General features: G+C 73.5%; 9 protein-coding genes. 6 read left to right on the forward strand and 3 right to left on the reverse strand.

Translation table 11 applies throughout. The annotated features are described in order from the left end of the window. Positions 1-23 precede the first annotated feature (23 nt). Positions 24-1,442 (forward strand): NAD(P)/FAD-dependent oxidoreductase, encoded by a 1,419-nt coding sequence (locus ACFOSY_RS09310; RefSeq protein WP_394306268.1) that lies wholly within the window; start codon positions 24-26, stop codon positions 1,440-1,442. Between the two features lie 95 nt (positions 1,443-1,537). Continuing rightward, positions 1,538-3,355 (forward strand): chitinase, encoded by a 1,818-nt coding sequence (locus tag ACFOSY_RS09315; protein WP_394306269.1) that lies wholly within the window; start codon positions 1,538-1,540, stop codon positions 3,353-3,355. Here ACFOSY_RS09315 and ACFOSY_RS09320 read toward each other — a convergent pair. Further along, positions 3,294-3,929 carry a phosphatase PAP2 family protein gene (locus ACFOSY_RS09320; protein WP_394306270.1) on the reverse strand — a complete coding sequence of 212 codons (636 nt, stop codon included), beginning with the start codon at positions 3,927-3,929 and terminating at the stop codon, positions 3,294-3,296. The two genes, ACFOSY_RS09315 and ACFOSY_RS09320, sit on opposite strands and share 62 nt — an antisense overlap. 531 nt (positions 3,930-4,460) lie before the next feature. Beyond that, on the reverse strand, positions 4,461-5,795 hold the full coding sequence (gabT, locus tag ACFOSY_RS09325; RefSeq protein WP_394306271.1) for a 4-aminobutyrate--2-oxoglutarate transaminase: 1,335 nt from the start codon (positions 5,793-5,795) through the stop codon (positions 4,461-4,463). A 277-nt stretch (positions 5,796-6,072) separates the two neighbouring features. On the opposite strand from gabT, the gene ACFOSY_RS09330 reads away from it, so the two are divergent. The 3 genes from ACFOSY_RS09330 to ACFOSY_RS09340 all read left to right on the forward strand — a co-directional run bounded on the left by ACFOSY_RS09330 (position 6,073) and on the right by ACFOSY_RS09340 (position 11,770). Continuing rightward, the gene (locus ACFOSY_RS09330) at positions 6,073-8,196 is read left to right on the forward strand and encodes an ATP-binding protein (protein WP_394306272.1); all 2,124 of its coding nucleotides are present in this window, start codon (positions 6,073-6,075) and stop codon (positions 8,194-8,196) included. A 121-nt stretch (positions 8,197-8,317) separates the two neighbouring features. Continuing rightward, complete coding sequence (locus ACFOSY_RS09335; RefSeq protein ID WP_394306273.1) at positions 8,318-9,943, forward strand: PucR family transcriptional regulator; 1,626 nt, start codon at positions 8,318-8,320, stop codon at positions 9,941-9,943. Between the two features lie 381 nt (positions 9,944-10,324). Next, positions 10,325-11,770, forward strand: a complete 1,446-nt coding sequence (locus ACFOSY_RS09340) for an aldehyde dehydrogenase family protein (RefSeq protein ID WP_394306274.1) — start codon at positions 10,325-10,327, stop codon at positions 11,768-11,770. Positions 11,771-11,837: 67 nt separating this feature from the next. On the opposite strand, the gene ACFOSY_RS09345 is transcribed toward ACFOSY_RS09340, so the two are convergent. Further along, a complete protein-coding gene (locus ACFOSY_RS09345) occupies positions 11,838-14,684 on the reverse strand; it encodes a glycoside hydrolase family 3 C-terminal domain-containing protein (protein WP_394306275.1) in 2,847 nt (948 codons plus the stop codon). A gap of 389 nt (positions 14,685-15,073) precedes the next feature. Between ACFOSY_RS09345 and ACFOSY_RS09350 the strand changes: the two genes are divergently transcribed. After that, a complete protein-coding gene (locus tag ACFOSY_RS09350) occupies positions 15,074-16,762 on the forward strand; it encodes an extracellular solute-binding protein (protein ID WP_394306276.1) in 1,689 nt (562 codons plus the stop codon). Positions 16,763-16,776: the final 14 nt, after the last annotated feature.

Consider the following 16,776-nt stretch of genomic DNA (forward strand, 5'->3'; position numbering starts at 1 on the left):
AGGAACTGTAGGGAGTTGACATCATGGCCCCTGGCGCCATGAGCCGTTGGACGACATCTCTTTCCGAGGCCCGGCCGGTCTCCTACTGGCTGGACGACCCCGGCCGCCCCGGCCCCGAGCCGGCCCTGACCGGCCCGGTCACCTGCGACCTGCTGGTCGTGGGCGGCGGCTACAGCGGACTGTGGACCGCGCTGATCGCCAAGGAGCGTGACCCGTCCCGGGACGTGGTGCTGGTGGAGGGCCGCGAGGTGGGCTGGGCCGCCTCGGGGCGCAACGGCGGGTTCTGCGCCGCCTCCCTCACCCACGGCCTGGCCAACGGGCTCGCCCGCTGGCCGGGCGAGATCCACACCCTGGAGCGGCTGGGCGCCCGCAACCTCGACGCCATCGAGGAGACGGTGGTCCGGCACTCCATCGACTGCGACTTCGAGCGCACCGGCGAGATCGACGTCGCCACCGAGCCGTACCAGGCGCGGGAACTGCGGTCCTGGTACGAGGAGATCGCCGCCCGGGGCCTCGCCGACGGCATCGAGTTCCTGGACGCCCACGCGGTGCGCGAGCAGGTCGGCTCGCCCACCTTCCTCGCCGGTCTGCACGACCGCCGGGGCGTGGCCATGCTCAACCCGGCCCGGCTCGCCTGGGGCCTGAAGCGGGCCTGCCTCGATCTCGGGGTGCGCGTGTACGAGCACACCCCCGCGCTCACCCTCAAGCGGTACGGGGCCGGCATGGCGGTGCGCACCCCGTACGGCGCGGTCCGCGCCCGCCGGGTCGCGCTCGGCACCAACGTCTTCCCCAGCCTGGTCCGCCGGGTCCGCCCGTACACCGTCCCCGTCTACGACTACGCGCTGATGACGGAGCCGCTCACCGACGCCCAGCTCGCGTCCGTCGGCTGGAGGAACCGCCAGGGGCTCGGCGACAGCGCCAACCAGTTCCACTACTTCCGGCTCTCCGCCGACAACCGCATCCTGTGGGGCGGCTACGACGCGGTCTACCCGTACGGCGGCCGGGTGCGCGCCGAGTACGACGACCGGCCGGAGACGTACGCCAGGCTCGCCGGGCACTTCTTCACCTGCTTCCCGCAGCTGGAGGGCGTGCGCTTCACCCACGCCTGGGGCGGCGCGATCGACACCTGCTCCCGCTTCTCGGCGTTCTTCGGCACGGCCCACGCGGGGCGGGTGGCGTACGCGGCGGGCTACACGGGGCTCGGCGTGGGCGCGACGCGGTTCGGCGCGGAGGTGATGCTGGACCTGCTGGCGGGGGAGCGGACCGAGCGCACGGAGCTGGAGATGGTGCGCAGCAAGCCGCTGCCGTTCCCGCCGGAGCCGTTCGCCTGGACCGGCATCGCCCTCACCAAGTGGGCGCTGGCCAGGGCGGACGCCCACCAGGGCCGACGGAACCTGTGGCTGCGCACGATGGACCGGCTGGGCCTCGGCTTCGACAGCTGAGCCGCGCTGAGCCACGCGGGGGCTTGACAACCGAATTGGTCTGGACCAAATTGAGCGCGCTCCGCCCTCCAAATCCCCCATGCCCGGAGGCACTTGTGGACCGCCCCAGACCTTTCGCGCGCCGGCCCCTGACGGCGCTGCTCACCGCCACCGCCCTCGCCGCCACCGGCACGGCCGCGCTGTCGTCGGCCGCCCGCGCGGCCGACGCGGACCTCGCCCGCAACGGCGGCTTCGAGTCCGGCCTCGACGGCTGGAGCTGTACCGCCGGCACGACCGTGAACTCGCCTGTGCACAGCGGCACTTCGGCGCTGAAGGCGACCCCGGCCGGCGCCGACAACGCCCGCTGCGCGCAGACCGTCACCGTGCAGCCGGACTCCCAGTACACGCTCACCGGTCACGTCCAGGGCAGCTACGTCTACCTGGGCGCCGAAGGCACCGGCACCACCGACGTCTCCACCTGGACCCAGTCCGCCCCCGCCTGGCAGCAGCTCACCACCACCTTCCGCACCGGCCCCGCCACCACCCGCGTCACCATCTACACCCACGGCTGGTACGGCACCGGCGCCTACCACGCCGACGACATCACCCTGGTCGGCCCCGGCGGCGGCGAGACCAACCAGCCGCCCGCCCCGCCCACCGGCCTGCGGGCCTCCGGGGTGACCTCCACCAGCGTCTCCCTGTCCTGGTCACCCGTGTCCGGCGCCACCGGCTACGCCGTCTACCGCGACGGCACCAAGGTGCGGACGGTGACCGGGACGTCGGCCACCGTCACCGGGCTGTCCCCCTCGACGGCGTACGCCTTCCAGGTGGCCGCCCTCAACGACGCGGGGGAGTCGGCCCGTTCGGCCACCGTCACGGCGACGACCTCGACACCCGACTCCGGCGGCGGCGACTCCGGTCTCCCGGCCCACGCCCTGGTCGGCTACCTGCACGCCAGCTTCGCCAACGGCTCCGGCTACACCCGGCTCGCCGACGTCCCCGACAGCTGGGACGTCATCGACCTGGCCTTCGGCGAGCCGACCTCGGTCACCTCGGGCGACATCCGCTTCGAGCGCTGCCCGGCCGCGGAGTGCCCCGGCGTGGAGAGCGACGCCGAGTTCAAGGCGGCGATCAAGGCCAAGCAGGCGGCCGGGAAGAAGGTGCTGATCTCCATCGGCGGACAGAACGGCCAGGTCCAGCTCACCAGCACCGCCGCCCGCGACACGTTCGTCTCCTCCGTCTCGAAGATCATCGACGAGTACGGACTCGACGGCCTGGACATCGACTTCGAGGGCCACTCGCTGTCCCTCGACGCCGACGACACCGACTTCAAGAACCCGAAGACCCCGGTGATCGTCAACCTGATCTCGGCGCTGAAGACCCTCAAGGCCAAGTACGGCGACGACTTCGTGCTGACCATGGCCCCGGAGACGTTCTTCGTCCAGCTCGGCTACCAGTACTACGGCACCGGCAAGTGGGGCGGCCAGGACCCGCGGGCGGGCGCCTACCTCCCCGTGATCCACGCCCTGCGCGACGACCTGACCCTGCTGCACGTCCAGGACTACAACTCCGGCCCGATCATGGGCCTGGACAACCAGTACCACTCGATGGGCGGCGCCGACTTCCACATCGCGATGACCGACATGCTGCTCACCGGCTTCCCGGTCGCCGGCGACGCGAACAACGTCTTCCCGCCGCTCCGGCCCGACCAGGTCGCCATCGGCATGCCGGCCACCGCCAACGCCGGCAACGGCCACGTGTCCCCGGCCGAGGTCACCAAGACCCTCGACTGCCTGACGAAGCGCGTCAACTGCGGCAGTTACGCCACCCATGGCACCTGGCCGGAGCTGCGCGGCCTGATGACCTGGTCGATCAACTGGGACCGCTTCGGCGGCTGGGAGTTCCAGCGGACCTTCGACGGCTACTTCGGCTGACCGGCGCCAGTCCCACGAGCAGCGCCGCGCCGAGGCACCAGCTGCCCGCCACGTCCAGCGGCCAGTGGTAGCCCCGGCGCACCAGCCCGTAGGACGCGCCCAGGATCAGCAGCGCGCACAGCGCCACCAGAGCGCGCCGTACGGCCGGCGACCCGAGCAGCGGAAGGAGCAGCAGGGTCGCCGCGCCGTACGCGACGACCGCCGTGGCGGTGTGGCCGGACGGGTAGTAGCCGGTCGCCGGAGGGACGGCGGGGGTGCCCGGGCGGTCCGTCCACGCCTTCAGCGGGACCACCAGGACGGGGACCAGGACCATGGCCGCCGCCCCGGCCGCGGGCGGTAGCCACCAGCGGTCCACACCTGTGGCGCGCAGCCGCCACGCCGTGACGGCCAGCGCGACCGCCAGGACGGGCAGGGCGACCTGGGCGTTGCCGAGGTCGGAGAGCAGCTCGGAGGCCCGGTCGGGTCGGACCAGCGCGTCGCTGAGCCGTGCGTCGAGGTCCAGCAGCGGACCGTCGGCGAGGACCTGCCAGGTGATCAGCGAGAAGAGCAGGAGCGGCACGACCAGCAGCAGCATGCGGGACAGCTTCGCAGGCGGGCGGGGCGGACACACCGGAGGGCCGGCACAAAGGGGGGGGGTGTGCGCCGGCCCTCCGGGGAACGGCTTGCCGTATGTGGTGCCCGGACGGCCGTCCGGATCGGAACGTCGCGCGCCCCGGGGGGTCTGGGGCGGGCGACCGTCCGATCGTGAGGAGACCCGAGGCCCGCGGGCCCCGGTTGTGTGCGCGAGGCACGACCAGGTCGAAGCTGGGGAGGCCCCGGCCTGAACCGCCCACAGTCCCCTGTGGACGGGGTGTATCTCTCATCCGGGTAGAAACCTACGGCAGGGGGTGGCCCCGCGACAGGGCACACGGGCTCCTGTCATCCACCTCGCACACGTTCTTCACACGCTCTGCCGCTGTCCGGATCCGGACGGCCGGGACAGGGGGTCCGGGCGGCCCACCTGCCCCGATGCGCGATCCGACGCCGTGCCGGGCCGGAGGCGGCCGGGATCAAGGCCGGATCAGGTCCGGACGAAGGACCGGCTCAGGCCCCGGTGAGGACCGGATCAGATCCGGGTGAACGCCTGCTCGATGATGTCGAGGCCCTCGTTCAGCAGGTCCTCGCCGATGACGAGCGGCGGCAGGAAGCGCAGCACGTTGCCGTAGGTGCCACAGGTCAGGACCAGCAGGCCTTCCTGGTGGCAGGCCTTCGCCAGCGCGGCCGTCGCCTGAGGGTTCGGCTCCTTGGTGGCGCGGTCCTTGACCAGCTCGATCGCGATCATCGCGCCGCGGCCCCGGACGTCGCCGACGATGTCGAACTTCTCGGCCATGGCGGTGAGGCGGCCCTTCATGACCTCCTCGATCCGCTTCGCCCTGGCGTTGAGGTCGAGCTCCTTCATCGTCTCGATCGCGCCGAGCGCACCCGCGCAGGCGACCGGGTTGCCGCCGTAGGTGCCGCCCAGGCCGCCGGAGTGCGCGGCGTCCATGATCTCCGCGCGGCCGGTGACCGCGGCCAGCGGCAGACCGCCCGCGATGCCCTTCGCCGTGGTGATCAGGTCGGGGACGATGCCCTCGTCCTCGCACGCGAACCACTGGCCGGTGCGGCAGAAGCCGGACTGGATCTCGTCGGCGACGAAGACGATGCCGTTGTCCTTGGCGAACTCGCTGATCGCGGGCAGGAAGCCCTTGGCCGGCTCGATGAAGCCGCCCTCGCCGAGCACCGGCTCGATGATGATCGCGGCGATGTTCTCGGCGCCGACCTGCTTGGACATCTGGTCGATCGCCTGCGCGGCGGCCTCCGGGCCCGCGTTCTCCGGGCCGGTCGGCCAGCGGTAGCCGTAGGCGACCGGGACGCGGTACACCTCGGGCGCGAACGGGCCGAAGCCGTGCTTGTACGGCATGTTCTTCGCGGTCAGCGCCATGGTGAGGTTCGTACGGCCGTGGTAGCCGTGGTCGAACACGACGACCGCCTGCCGCTTGGTGTACGCACGCGCGATCTTGACGGCGTTCTCGACGGCCTCGGCGCCGCTGTTGAACAGCGCGGACTTCTTCGCGTGGTCGCCCGGCGTCAGCTCGGCGAGCGCCTCGGCGACGGCCACGTAGCCCTCGTACGGCGTGACCATGAAACAGGTGTGGGTGAAGTCGGCGAGCTGCGCGGAGGCGCGGCGGACGACGGCCTCGGCGGACGCGCCGACGGAGGTCACGGCGATGCCGGAGCCGAAGTCGATCAGACGGTTGCCGTCGACGTCCTCGATGATGCCGCCGCCCGCACGCGCGGTGAACACGGGCAGCACGGAGCCCACGCCCTGCGCGACCGCGGCGGTACGGCGGGCCTGCAGCTCCTGCGACTTCGGGCCGGGGATGGCGGTGACGACGCGGCGCTCCTGCGGAAGTGCGGTCATGCGGGGCTCCTGGGGGGTGAAACGGACGCTCGGTGCTTCTTTTCTCGCAGGCTAGGGCGGGGCACGAAGGCTGGTCATGCTCCATGTGGGCGTTGTCCGGGGGTCCCGGTTGTCCGTGGTGGACATACCCGCCCGGGACCGGCCGTGCCGACGCGACGCGACGACGCGTTCCGGCCGGAGTCGGACCCCGGCCGTGCCATCGGTGAACCGCGCCTGCCGGGGCGTTAGATTGACGTGTCGACAGGCGGACGAGGCGGCTGCTCAGGGGGCAGGGGCGATGGACAGCGAGGGTACCCAGGACGCGCGGGGCACGCAGGCGGGCCCCGTGCCGCGCCCGGCGGGACCACCTCAGGTGCCGGCGGCGCCACCGCGCCCCGCGCACGCGCCGGGCATGCCGCCGCCCCCGGACGGCTCCGCGTTCCTCGCCTGGCTGCGCACCGCCCGCCCGGAGACGCTCCCCGGCATCTGGCGGTTCGGCCACCGGCCCCGCCCCGAGGAGGAGCCGGAGCGCATCCCCGGCCGCCAGCTGTTCAGCGGCGCGCTGATCGCGTTCCTCGTCGGCTGGCTGATCTGGTCGCTGCTGTGGAACGGCTACCTCGGCGGCTGGTGGCTGCTGCCGCTGTACGCGATGATCCCCGACTCCTGGGCCGAGCCGCACAGCTTCGCCTCCGTCGTGGTCGTCTACGCCTACTACGTCCTCGTCGCCGGGATCATCATGGTCGGCGTGGGCCGGCTCGGCCGCTGGGGCGAGATCTGGCGCCGCTACGGCCCGCCCGCCTGGCGCCGCGGCCCCGCCCGCGACGAACGCCCGCCCGCCCCCGAGGAGGACCCGGCCGCCTGGCCCGCGCTGCGCGCCGCCGGAGCGGCGGACGCCGCCGACCGGCTCGCCTCCGACGCCCGCGCCGGACTGATGCGGGACGTCGACCACGCCCGGATCGCCCGTGCCTGGCAGGGCGTGCGCACCGGCCGGCACAGCCTCGCCACCTTCACCGGGGCGGTGCTCAAGGACGGCGCCGCCGCCTGCCTGCACCCCTCCGGCGCCCGCGACCTGCCCGTCCGGCAGGCCCGCCACGACCTGCTCACCGGGCAGGTGCGGCTCGGCACCACCGCCGACGACCCGCGCAACCCCTACGCCTACCGCGGCACCGGCCTCGCCCTCGGCACCGACCTGCTCGGCACGTCGCTGCTCGCGGTCGGACCGGCCGGGTCCGGCAAGACCGGCGGCGTGGTCCGGCCGGTCGCCGAGTCGCTGTGCCTCCAGGCGCTCGCCGGGCGGACCGCCGTGGTGGTGGTCGGCGCGGCCGGCGCGGGCCTCGGCCCGTCCGACGCCTACGACGTCGTCGTCCGCATCGGCAGCCCCGACTCCGTGTACGACCTCGACCTGTACGGCGGCACCACCGACCCCGACGAGGCCGCCGCCGTGCTCGCCGAGGCGCTCGTCGGCGACCTCGCGGACCCGCACCCCGGCAGCGACAGCCGCCGCTCCACCACCGTCCTCGCCCAGCTCCTCGGGCCGTTCCGCGCGGTGCACGGCCGGTTCCCGTCGGTGCCGGAGCTGCGGCAGCTGCTCGACGGCGCCCCCGCGCCGCTGGCCGCCCTGCGCCAGGGCCTCGAGGCGGCGGGCCAGGAGTCGCTGCTGCGTGAACTCGACGCGCGGGAGCGGCAGATGGGGCACCCCGGTGACGTGGGCGGGATCCTCGCCGACCGGGTGGCGCTGCTGGACCGGCCCGCCTTCGCCGGGTTCTTCGACACCTCGGGGGAGTCCCGGCCGTTCACCCTCAAGGCGCTCGACCACCCGGTCCGGGTGCGCGTGGACCTGCCCGAACGGGGCCACGCCGACGCCTCGCGGATGCTGGCCCGGCTGGTCCTCGCCCAGTTCACCGCGAGCGTCACGGTGCGCGAGGACCGCTCCCTGTTCGCCTGCCTCGTGCTGGACGACGCCACCGGCGTGATCACCCCCGAGTCCGTGCGCGGCATCCAGCGGCTGCGGTCGGCCAACGCCGGCGTGCTGCTCACCCTGCGCACCCTGGACGACGTGCCCCGGCCGCTGCGCGGCCCGCTGCTCGGCGCCACCGGCTGCCGCATGGCGCTGTCCGGCGTGACCCCGTGGGACGGGCAGGACTTCGCCGAGGTGTGGGGCAAGGAGTGGACCGAGGCGCGCGACGTCACCGACCGGCAGATCATCGCCGAGAGCCCGGCCGGCAAGGCCGTGCACGCGCTGCGGCGGGCGATCACCGGCAAGGCGCCCACCGCGCGCGCGGTCACCGTCCGGCAGGTCGAGCGGGAGCGCTGGTCGGCGTCCGAGCTGGCGCACGCGGTGCCCGCGGGCCACGCGGTGCTGTCGCTGACGAACGTGAAGGGCGAACACGCGCCTCCGCTCCTGGTGGATCTGCGGGAGTGAGCGGCCACGGCAGCCGGGGACCGTACGGTGAGGCAGAATCGACACAGGTCGTTCATACGTGGCGGCCAAAAGATCACCGTTCTCGCACACCCGGCCGCCGAACCGAAGGCACACCGCCCCGATGCCCCCGACGCTCGCCTCGCTCGTCCACCACTCCGCGCTCAAACTGACCGTGCGCGCGGGGGAGGACCGCCTCGACGCGCCCGTCCGCTGGGCGCACGCCAGCGAGCTCGCCGACCCCGTGCCGTACATGGAGGGCGGCGAGCTGCTCCTGATCACCGCGCTGAAGCTCGACGCGGAGGACCGGGAGGCGATGCGCCGCTACGTGAGGCGGCTGGCCGGCGCGGGCGTGGTCGGACTCGGCTTCGCCGTCGGCGTGCACTACGACGACATCCCCGAGGCGCTGGTCGAGGCCGCGCGGGAGGAGGGGCTGCCGCTGCTGGAGGTGCCGCGCCGCACCCCGTTCCTCGCCATCAGCAAGGCCGTGTCCGCCGCGATCGCCGCCGACCAGTACCGCGCGGTCACCGCCGGCTTCGCCGCCCAGCGGGAACTCACCCGGCAGACCCTCACCGACGGCCCCGAGGGCCTGCTCGCCGCGCTCGCCTCCCAGGTCGACGGGTGGGCCGCCCTGTACGACGCCTCCGGCGCGGTCGTCGCCGCCGCCCCCGACTGGGCCGGCCGCCGTGCCGCCCGGCTGACCGCGGAGGTCACCCGGCTGCGCGAGCGGCCCGCGCCCGCCTCCTCGGTGGTGGCGGGACCCGAGAACGAGGACCGCGTCGAGCTGCACTCCCTCGGCACCGGACGGCGCCCCCGCGCCGCGCTCGCCGTCGGCACCGCGTCCGCCCCGGGCACCGCCGAGCGCTACGCCGTCCATTCCGCCGTCGCGCTGCTCACCCTCACCACCGAACGCTCCCGCTCGCTGCACGCCGCCGAGCAGCGCATCGGCGCGGCCGTGCTGCGCATGCTGCTCGCGGGGGAGCCGGACCACGCCCGCGCGGTCGCCGGCGATCTGTACGGCGGCCTCCTCGACGCGCCGTTCCGGATCATCGTCGCCGAGACCGGCGGGGGTGGCGGGGGCGGCGGGGGCGGCGGGGGCGGAGGGGGCCGCGGGGGCCGCGCCCAGGGAGAGGTGAACGGCGACGCCCTTGGCGCCCTCGCCGAGGCCGCCGAGTCCGCCGCCGCACGCTCCGGCGAGCCGGTCCTCGCCGTGCCCGAGGGGGAGCGGCTGGTCGTGCTCGCCGCCGACGGCGGCACCGTGGTGAGCGCGTGCTGCGAGCACGCGGCGGCGCGTGAGGCCGCCCGCAGGAGCGAGGACGGGGAACTGGTCGTCGGGCTGTCCGCGCCCTCCGGCCCGATCGCCGCCTCCGCCGCCTACAAGCAGGCCGAACAGGCGTTGTCCGTGGCGCGGCGGCGGGGCAGGGTGCTGGTGGAGCACGAGCAGATGGCCGCGGGGTCCGTGCTGCCGTTGCTGGCCGACGACGCGGTCAAGGCGTTCGCGGACGGGTTGTTGCGGGCGCTGCGTGATCACGATGCGACCGGGCGGGGCGACCTTGTCGCTTCTCTGCGGGCCTGGCTGTCCCGTCACGGGCAGTGGGACGCGGCCGCGGCGGATCTCGGGGTTCACCGCCATACGTTGCGGTATCGGATGCGGCGGGTGGAGGAGATTCTGGGGCGGTCCCTGGACGATCCGGATGTGCGGATGGAGTTGTGGCTCGCCTTGAAGGCGACGGCGGGGGAGGGCGGCTGAGCAGGGGGGCCGGGGGCCGGGGCAGGGGGCTGAGTGGCGGGTGCGGGGTTGTGGGGGTGGAGCGCGCAGTTCCCCGCGCCCCTGGGGTGCGGAGTTGCGGTGCGCCTTGGCAGCGACGGCGGGGGACACGGGGTGCGGGGCGGGGCTGTCGTCGGCGGGTGCGGCGTCGTGGGGGTTGAGCGCGCAGTTCCCCGCGCCCCTGAGGGGGGTTGTTCTCACGCCGATCAACTGGACCGCGGGCGGGACTCCTCTCGTGCCAATGTGGCGCGGTGGGTTCCGGTACTGCTCCGTCCCGGACAAACGCCCGTCCGGCGTGCCGGACCTACCGTGGTGGCCTAGCAACCCACGTACACCCCCAACGCGGAAGGGCCGGGACTCACGATGACTTCCACACACGCCTTCTGGCTCGCCGGCCGCCAGGCCACCGGCGAGACCGCCTTCGACGTCACCTCCCCCTGGGACGGCCGGGTCGTCGGCGCCGTGAGCGTGCCGACCGAGGCGCAGGTCGAGGAGGCCGTGGCCGCCGCGTACGCCGTGCGGGACGAGTTCGCCGCCACCCCCGCCCACGTCCGGGCCGCCGCCCTGGACCACGTCAGCCGCCGGCTGGCCGAGCGCACCGAGGAGATCGCGCGGCTGATCTCCGCAGAGAACGGCAAGCCGATGAAGTGGGCGCGCGGCGAGGTCGGCCGGGCCGTGTCCGTGTTCCGCTTCGCCTCCGAGGAGGCCCGCCGGTTCAACGGCGGCGACGCCCAGCGGCTCGACACCGACGCGGGCGGCCAGGGCCGGCTCGCCTTCACGCGCCGCTTCCCGAAGGGCGTCGTCCTCGGCATCGCGCCGTTCAACTTCCCGCTGAACCTGTGTGCCCACAAGGTCGCCCCCGCGATCGCCGCCGGCGCGCCCATCGTCCTCAAGCCGGCGCCGGCCACCCCGCTGTCCGCGCTGATCCTCGGCGAGCTGCTGGCCGAGACCGAGCTGCCCGCCGGCTCCTGGAACATCCTGCCGGTGCCCAACGACCGCATGCCCGCCCTGGTCCAGGACGAGCGGCTGCCGGTCATCTCCTTCACGGGCTCCGAGAAGGTCGGCTACGCGATCATGGACTCGGTGCCGCGCAAGCACTGCACCCTGGAGCTGGGCGGCAACGGCGCGGCCGTCGTGCTCGGCGACTGGGCGAGCGACGAGGACCTGGACTGGGCCGCGACCCGCATCGCGACCTTCTCCAACTACCAGGGCGGCCAGTCCTGCATCTCCGTGCAGCGGGTGATCGCGGACGCCTCGGTGTACGACCGGCTGCTGCCGCGCGTCGTCGCCGCCGTGGAGGCCCAGGTCACCGGTGACCCGTCCGACGACGCCACCGACGTCGGCCCGCTGGTCAGCGAGGACGCCGCCCAGCGCGTCGAGGCGTGGGTGAACGAGGCCGTCGAGGCGGGCGCCACCCTCCTCACCGGCGGCAAGCGCGACGGCGCCTCCTACGCGCCCACCGTGCTCACCGACGTCCCCGCCGACGTGACGATCTCCTGCGAGGAGGTCTTCGGACCGGTGCTGACGGTGCAGAAGGTGAACGGCGAGGATGAGGCCTTCGCCGCCGCCAACGACTCCAAGTACGGCCTCCAGGCAGGCGTGTTCACCCACGACCTCCAGACCGCCTTCCGCGCCCACCGCGCGCTGGAGGTCGGCGGCGTGGTCGTCGGCGACGTGCCCTCCTACCGCGCCGACCAGATGCCGTACGGCGGCGCCAAGCAGTCCGGTGTGGGCCGCGAGGGCGTGCGGTTCGCGATGGAGGACTACACCTACGAGCGGGTGATGGTCCTCACCGGTCTCGCCCTCTGACGGCGACACCCCGGCCACGACGAAGGGCCCGGCACCGACGCGTTCGGTGCCGGGCCCTTCGCCGTGCTCAGTCCCCGAAGGACATACGCGCCACCCGCAGCGCCCCCCGCACCCGCAACCGCACGTCCCGCACCCCGCCGGGCGCCCCGGCGACCGGCGCGCTCAGCGTGACGTACGCGTACGGGCCCGCCGTCGGCGTCTCCGAAGAGAGGGAGGCCAGGACAGGGCCGCCTTCGACGGCGACCTCCACCGTGCCCGTGCCGCCGGACACCTCCACCGACACCTCCCGCACCCCGGTGCCCATGTCACACCCGCGGTACAGCAGTTCGCCGTCCTTGCCGCCCAGCGGCGTCACCGCGTCGCCCGACTCCTTCGTCCGGTCGACGATCTCGATGCCGCTCTGTTCGTCGAAGTCCACGGCGTCCAGGCCGCGTTCGACGACCGGACGCGGACCGCCCGGCTCGCCCTCCAACACGACCGTGGTGCTCAGCCGCACGTCCTCGCTGGACGCGCCGGCCAGCAGCTCGTACGCCCCCGGCTCCACCCGCCACCGCCCGACGGCCACGTCCCAGAAGGCGAACGCGGACAGCGGCAGGTCGAAGAACAGCCGCGTGCTCTCGCCGGGCGTCAGCGTCACCCTGCGGTGGCCGAGCAGTTCGCGGCGCGGGCGCGGCACGGACGGGTCCACGGCGCGCCCGTACAGCTGGGCCACCTCGTCGGCCGTGACCGCGCCCGTGTTGGTGACCGAGAAGGCCACTCGGACCTCGGTGGTCGTCGCCTCCGCGGTCAACTCCCCGTAAGAGAACGAGGAGTAGGACAGGCCGTGTCCGAAGGGGAACAGCGGGGCGCCCTCGAAGTAGAGGTAGGTCTGGCGGCCGCCGATCACGTCGTAGTCGAGCAGTTCCGGCAGGTCGGCGTCGTCGGCGTACCAGGTCTGCGGCAGCCGGCCCGCGGGGGAGACGTCACCGGCGAGCACACGGGCCAGGGCGGTGCCGGCCGCCTGGCCGCCGTGCGCGGTCCACAGAACCGCCGGGAGGTCCACCGGGTCCACCGCGTACGGGTAGGCGGACACCAGGGCCAGCACCGTGCGCGGGTTGGCGGCGAGGGCGGCGCGCAGCAGCCGCTCCTGCTGGGCGGGCAGGCGCAGGGTGGTGCGGTCCTCGGTCTCCCGGCCGTTGATGTGCGGGTCGTTGCCGGCGACCACCACGACCGCGTCGGCCGCGGCGGCGGCGCGGGCCACGGCGTCCTCGCCGCGCTCGGTGACGACCAGCCCGAACACCTCGGGCTCACCCTCGGCGGCCCGCACCCCGTCCGCCGTGACCCGCACGGGGTGCCCGGTCCCCAGGTGACGCAGCAGATGGCCGTCGCCGTACGGCTCCAGGCGGAACGTCTCCTGGACGATCCAGCCGCCCGGCTGGTCGGCGGAGGCGCGCACGTATCCGTCGTCGGCGACCGACAGGTACCGGCCGTCCGGGGCGCGCAGGGTGAGCACGCCGTCGCCCCAGTCGACGAGGGCGAGTTCGGTGCCGTCCGGTGCCGCGGTGAGCGGCGGCAGGTCGGTGCGGCCGGCGAGCAGCGCCGGGTCGAGGGCGCCCTCCTCGCCGCGCGCCGGCTCCGGGGCGTCGGGGGCGGGCGGCACGTGCAGGAAGGCGCCGGCGGACGTGCGCAGCAGGACGCGGTCCACGCCTTCGGCGAACTCCACGCGGTCGGCGCCGAACCGGTCGTACAGGCCCTCCAGCGGGGTGGAGCGGTGGATCAGGCTGCCGCTGTACCAGTCGAGCTTGCACTCGTCGGCGAGCAGCCCGACCACCGCGACCCGGCTCCCCGGGGCGAGCGGCAGCAGGCCGTCGTTCTTCAGCAGCACGACCGCCTGCTCGGCGGCCTCCTGGGCGAGCGCCCGGTGTTCGGGGGTGTCGAAGGCCCGCTCACCGGCGTACGGGTCCCTGTCGGGGTCGAACTCGCCGAGCCGGAACCGCACCGACAGCTGCCGCCGGACCGCCGTGTCGACGTCCTCCTCGGTCAACAGACCCTGTTCCAAGGCCCCCTTGATCCGGGCGACGATCCGCGAGCTGTCGGTGCCGTGGTCGGTGAAGCTGTCGACGCCCGCGCGCAGCGCCGCCGCCGTGGCCTCCTCGTGGGTGTCGAAGTAGTGCTCGGAGTCGACCAGGTTGGACGGGGCGCCCGCGTCGGAGCACACCAGCAGCTCCTCCCCGGTCCAGGTGCGCAACTGCTCCCGCAGATACGGCGACACGTGGTTCGGGCGGCCGTTGACCAGGTTGTACGCCGGCATCACCCCCGCCACCGCGCCCGCCTCCACCGTGTCGCGGAAGGCCCGCAGGTCGTACTCGTGCAGCACGCGCGGGCGGACCGAGCTGGACGTGGTGTCGCGGCGCGTTTCGTTGTTGTGCGCCAGCCAGTGCTTGAGGACGGGCGCGGTGCGCCAGTACACCGGGTGGTCGCCGCGCAGGCCGCGGGTGTAGGCGGTGGCGATCGCCGAGGTGAGCCGCGGATCCTCGGAGTAGCCCTCCTCGTTGCGGCCCCACAGCGGGTGGCGCAGCAGATTGACCGTCGGCGACCAGACGTTGAGGCCGACCCGCCCGTCCCGGGCGCGCATCGCGCGGGCCTCCCGGGAGACCGCCTCGCCCACCCGGCGCACCAGGTCCTCGTTCCAGGTCGCGCCCAGCCCGACGGCCTGCGGGAAGACCGTTGCCGGGCCCATCCAGGCGACCCCGTGCAGGGCCTCCTGGCCGGTGCGGAACGCGGCGACGCCCAGCCGCTCGACGGCGGGACCGAACTGGTGCAGGAAGCCGGTCCTCTCCTCCGGGGTGAGCCGCGACAGCAGGTCGTCGACGCGCTCGGCGAACGGCAGGTCCGGGTCGCGGAACGGCGGCGTGGGCGGGGTGGATGCGGTCACGTGGGTCCCCTCGGCGTGGAGCGCGCTGGCGCTTTCGAAGCGCTTCGATGCTCGGTGGGCGCCAGGGCGGGTGTCAAGCATCCGTGTGCGAGGGCCGGTGAGCCCTCGCGGCACCCGGTGGCACAACTGCCCTGACCCTCCTCCCTCGTGATCGCGCGTCCGTCGCAGGAATTATCGAAGCGGGCCTTGTGTGCCCCTGGGTGTTCACTTAACCTCGCAGCAACATCGAAGCGCTTCGACAGCGAGGGCGTCTGATGGCGTGCACCTTCGCCCTGACGGCGTGCACCTTCCGCCGGACGACCGCTTCCGATCGGCCAGTTCCACCGAAGAGACACCACTGCCGACGGCCACCTGCCGGGTGTCCTGGTGCGCCACGAAGGGTTGACGCAATGACGCCGAACGCCGCTTCCTCCTCCGCGCCGAGCCGGAGAAGCTTCCTCGCCTCCACGGCGGCCGCCACCGCGGCGGTGGCCGTGGGGACGCCGCTGCTGGCCGCCTGCGGCGGCGGGGGCCAGGAGGGACGCAAGGAAGGCACCACCTCGGGCAAGGAGGCCGCGAAGATCCTCCCGGCGTACGTGGCGTCGAGCGTCGTCACACCCGACATCCCGGCGAAGAACGGATCGGCGGCCGGCTTCACGCGGGCGATCCCGGCGGCCGAGCTGAAGACCTCCGTGCCGAAGGCGCTGGGCAGCGGCGGGAAGCTGACGGTCATGTCCCCGTTCTGGGGCACCCCGCCGAAGGACGACAACCCCTACTACACGGCGATGAACAAGGCCGTCGGCGTCGACGTCGCCTGGCAGAACCAGGACGGCGTCACCTACGACCAGAAGCTCGGCGCGGTGCTTGCCTCCAGCGACATCCCGGACGTGGTGGTCGTCCCCGGCTGGAACCTGATGGGCCGCATCCCGAGCGCCGTCAACGCCAAGTTCGCCGACCTCGGCCCCTATCTGTCCGGCGACAAGGTGAAGGAGTACCCGAACCTCGCCGCCGTCCCCACCGAGGCCTGGCAGCGCGGCATCTTCGGCGGCCAGCTGCGCGGCATCCCCATGCCCGCCTCGTACGTCACCGACATCGCGCCGCTGTACCGCAAGGACCTGTTCGCCAGGAAGGGCTACACCGTCCCGGGCAGCCCCGAGGAGTTCCTGGCCTGGGCGAAGGAGGCCACCGACGCCAAGTCCAAGCTGTGGGCCTGCGACGACATGAAGTGGACGGCGTTCAACATCTTCGGCGTCCTCTCCGGCAGCGACAAGGCACTGTGGTGGAACCTGGAGGGCGACAAGCTGGTCAACCGCATCGAGACCGAGCAGTACCTCGAGGCGCTGGAGTGGACCCGCAAGCTGTACGCGGCCGGGGTGGTCCACCCCGACGCGGTGCAGGGCAAGGCCGGCGGCGACGCGGGCAACCGGTTCACCGCCGGCGAGGTGCTGGTCTACAACCAGAACATCTCCGACTGGTGGGGCAAGACCGCCGAACAGCGCACGCAGAACGCGGACTTCGAGATGGAGGCGTTCGACTACTTCGGCCCCGACGGCGGCGACCCCACGCTGTGGGCGGTCCAGCCGGCCAACATCTTCACCTTCGTCTCGAAGAAGGCCTCCGAGCAGCAGGTCAAGGACTTCCTCGCGCTCTGCAACTTCTGCGCCGCGCCCTACGGCACCAAGGAGTTCATGCTCACCGCCTACGGCGTCGAGGGCACCGACTACACCCTTGCCAAGGGCCTGCCGGTCAAGACCCAGCAGGGCGTCAACGAGGTCAACGGCGCCTACGACTACACCGGCAACCCGGCCCCGTACATCGCCTACCCCGACCTGCCCGAGGTCACCAAGGGGATGGTCGAGTGGCAGCAGCGCATGGGCGCCTTCACGAAGAAGTCGTCGTTCTTCGGGCTCACCGTCACCGAGCCGGCCCGCTGGTCCAACCTCGCCGACGACTTCGAGCAGCTCGAGGACGACGTGGTGCGCGGCCGCAAGAAGATCGGCGACGTGCAGCAGGCGGTGTCCGACTGGAAGGGCAGGGGCGGCGACGGACTGCGCGACTGGTACCGCAAGCTGCTCGACGACAACGGCTCGGCCGACTGACCCGGAGCCGAGGC

The sequence above is a fragment of the Streptomyces lusitanus genome, assembly GCF_042647945.1.
Taxonomy (GTDB): domain Bacteria; phylum Actinomycetota; class Actinomycetes; order Streptomycetales; family Streptomycetaceae; genus Streptomyces; species Streptomyces pseudogriseolus.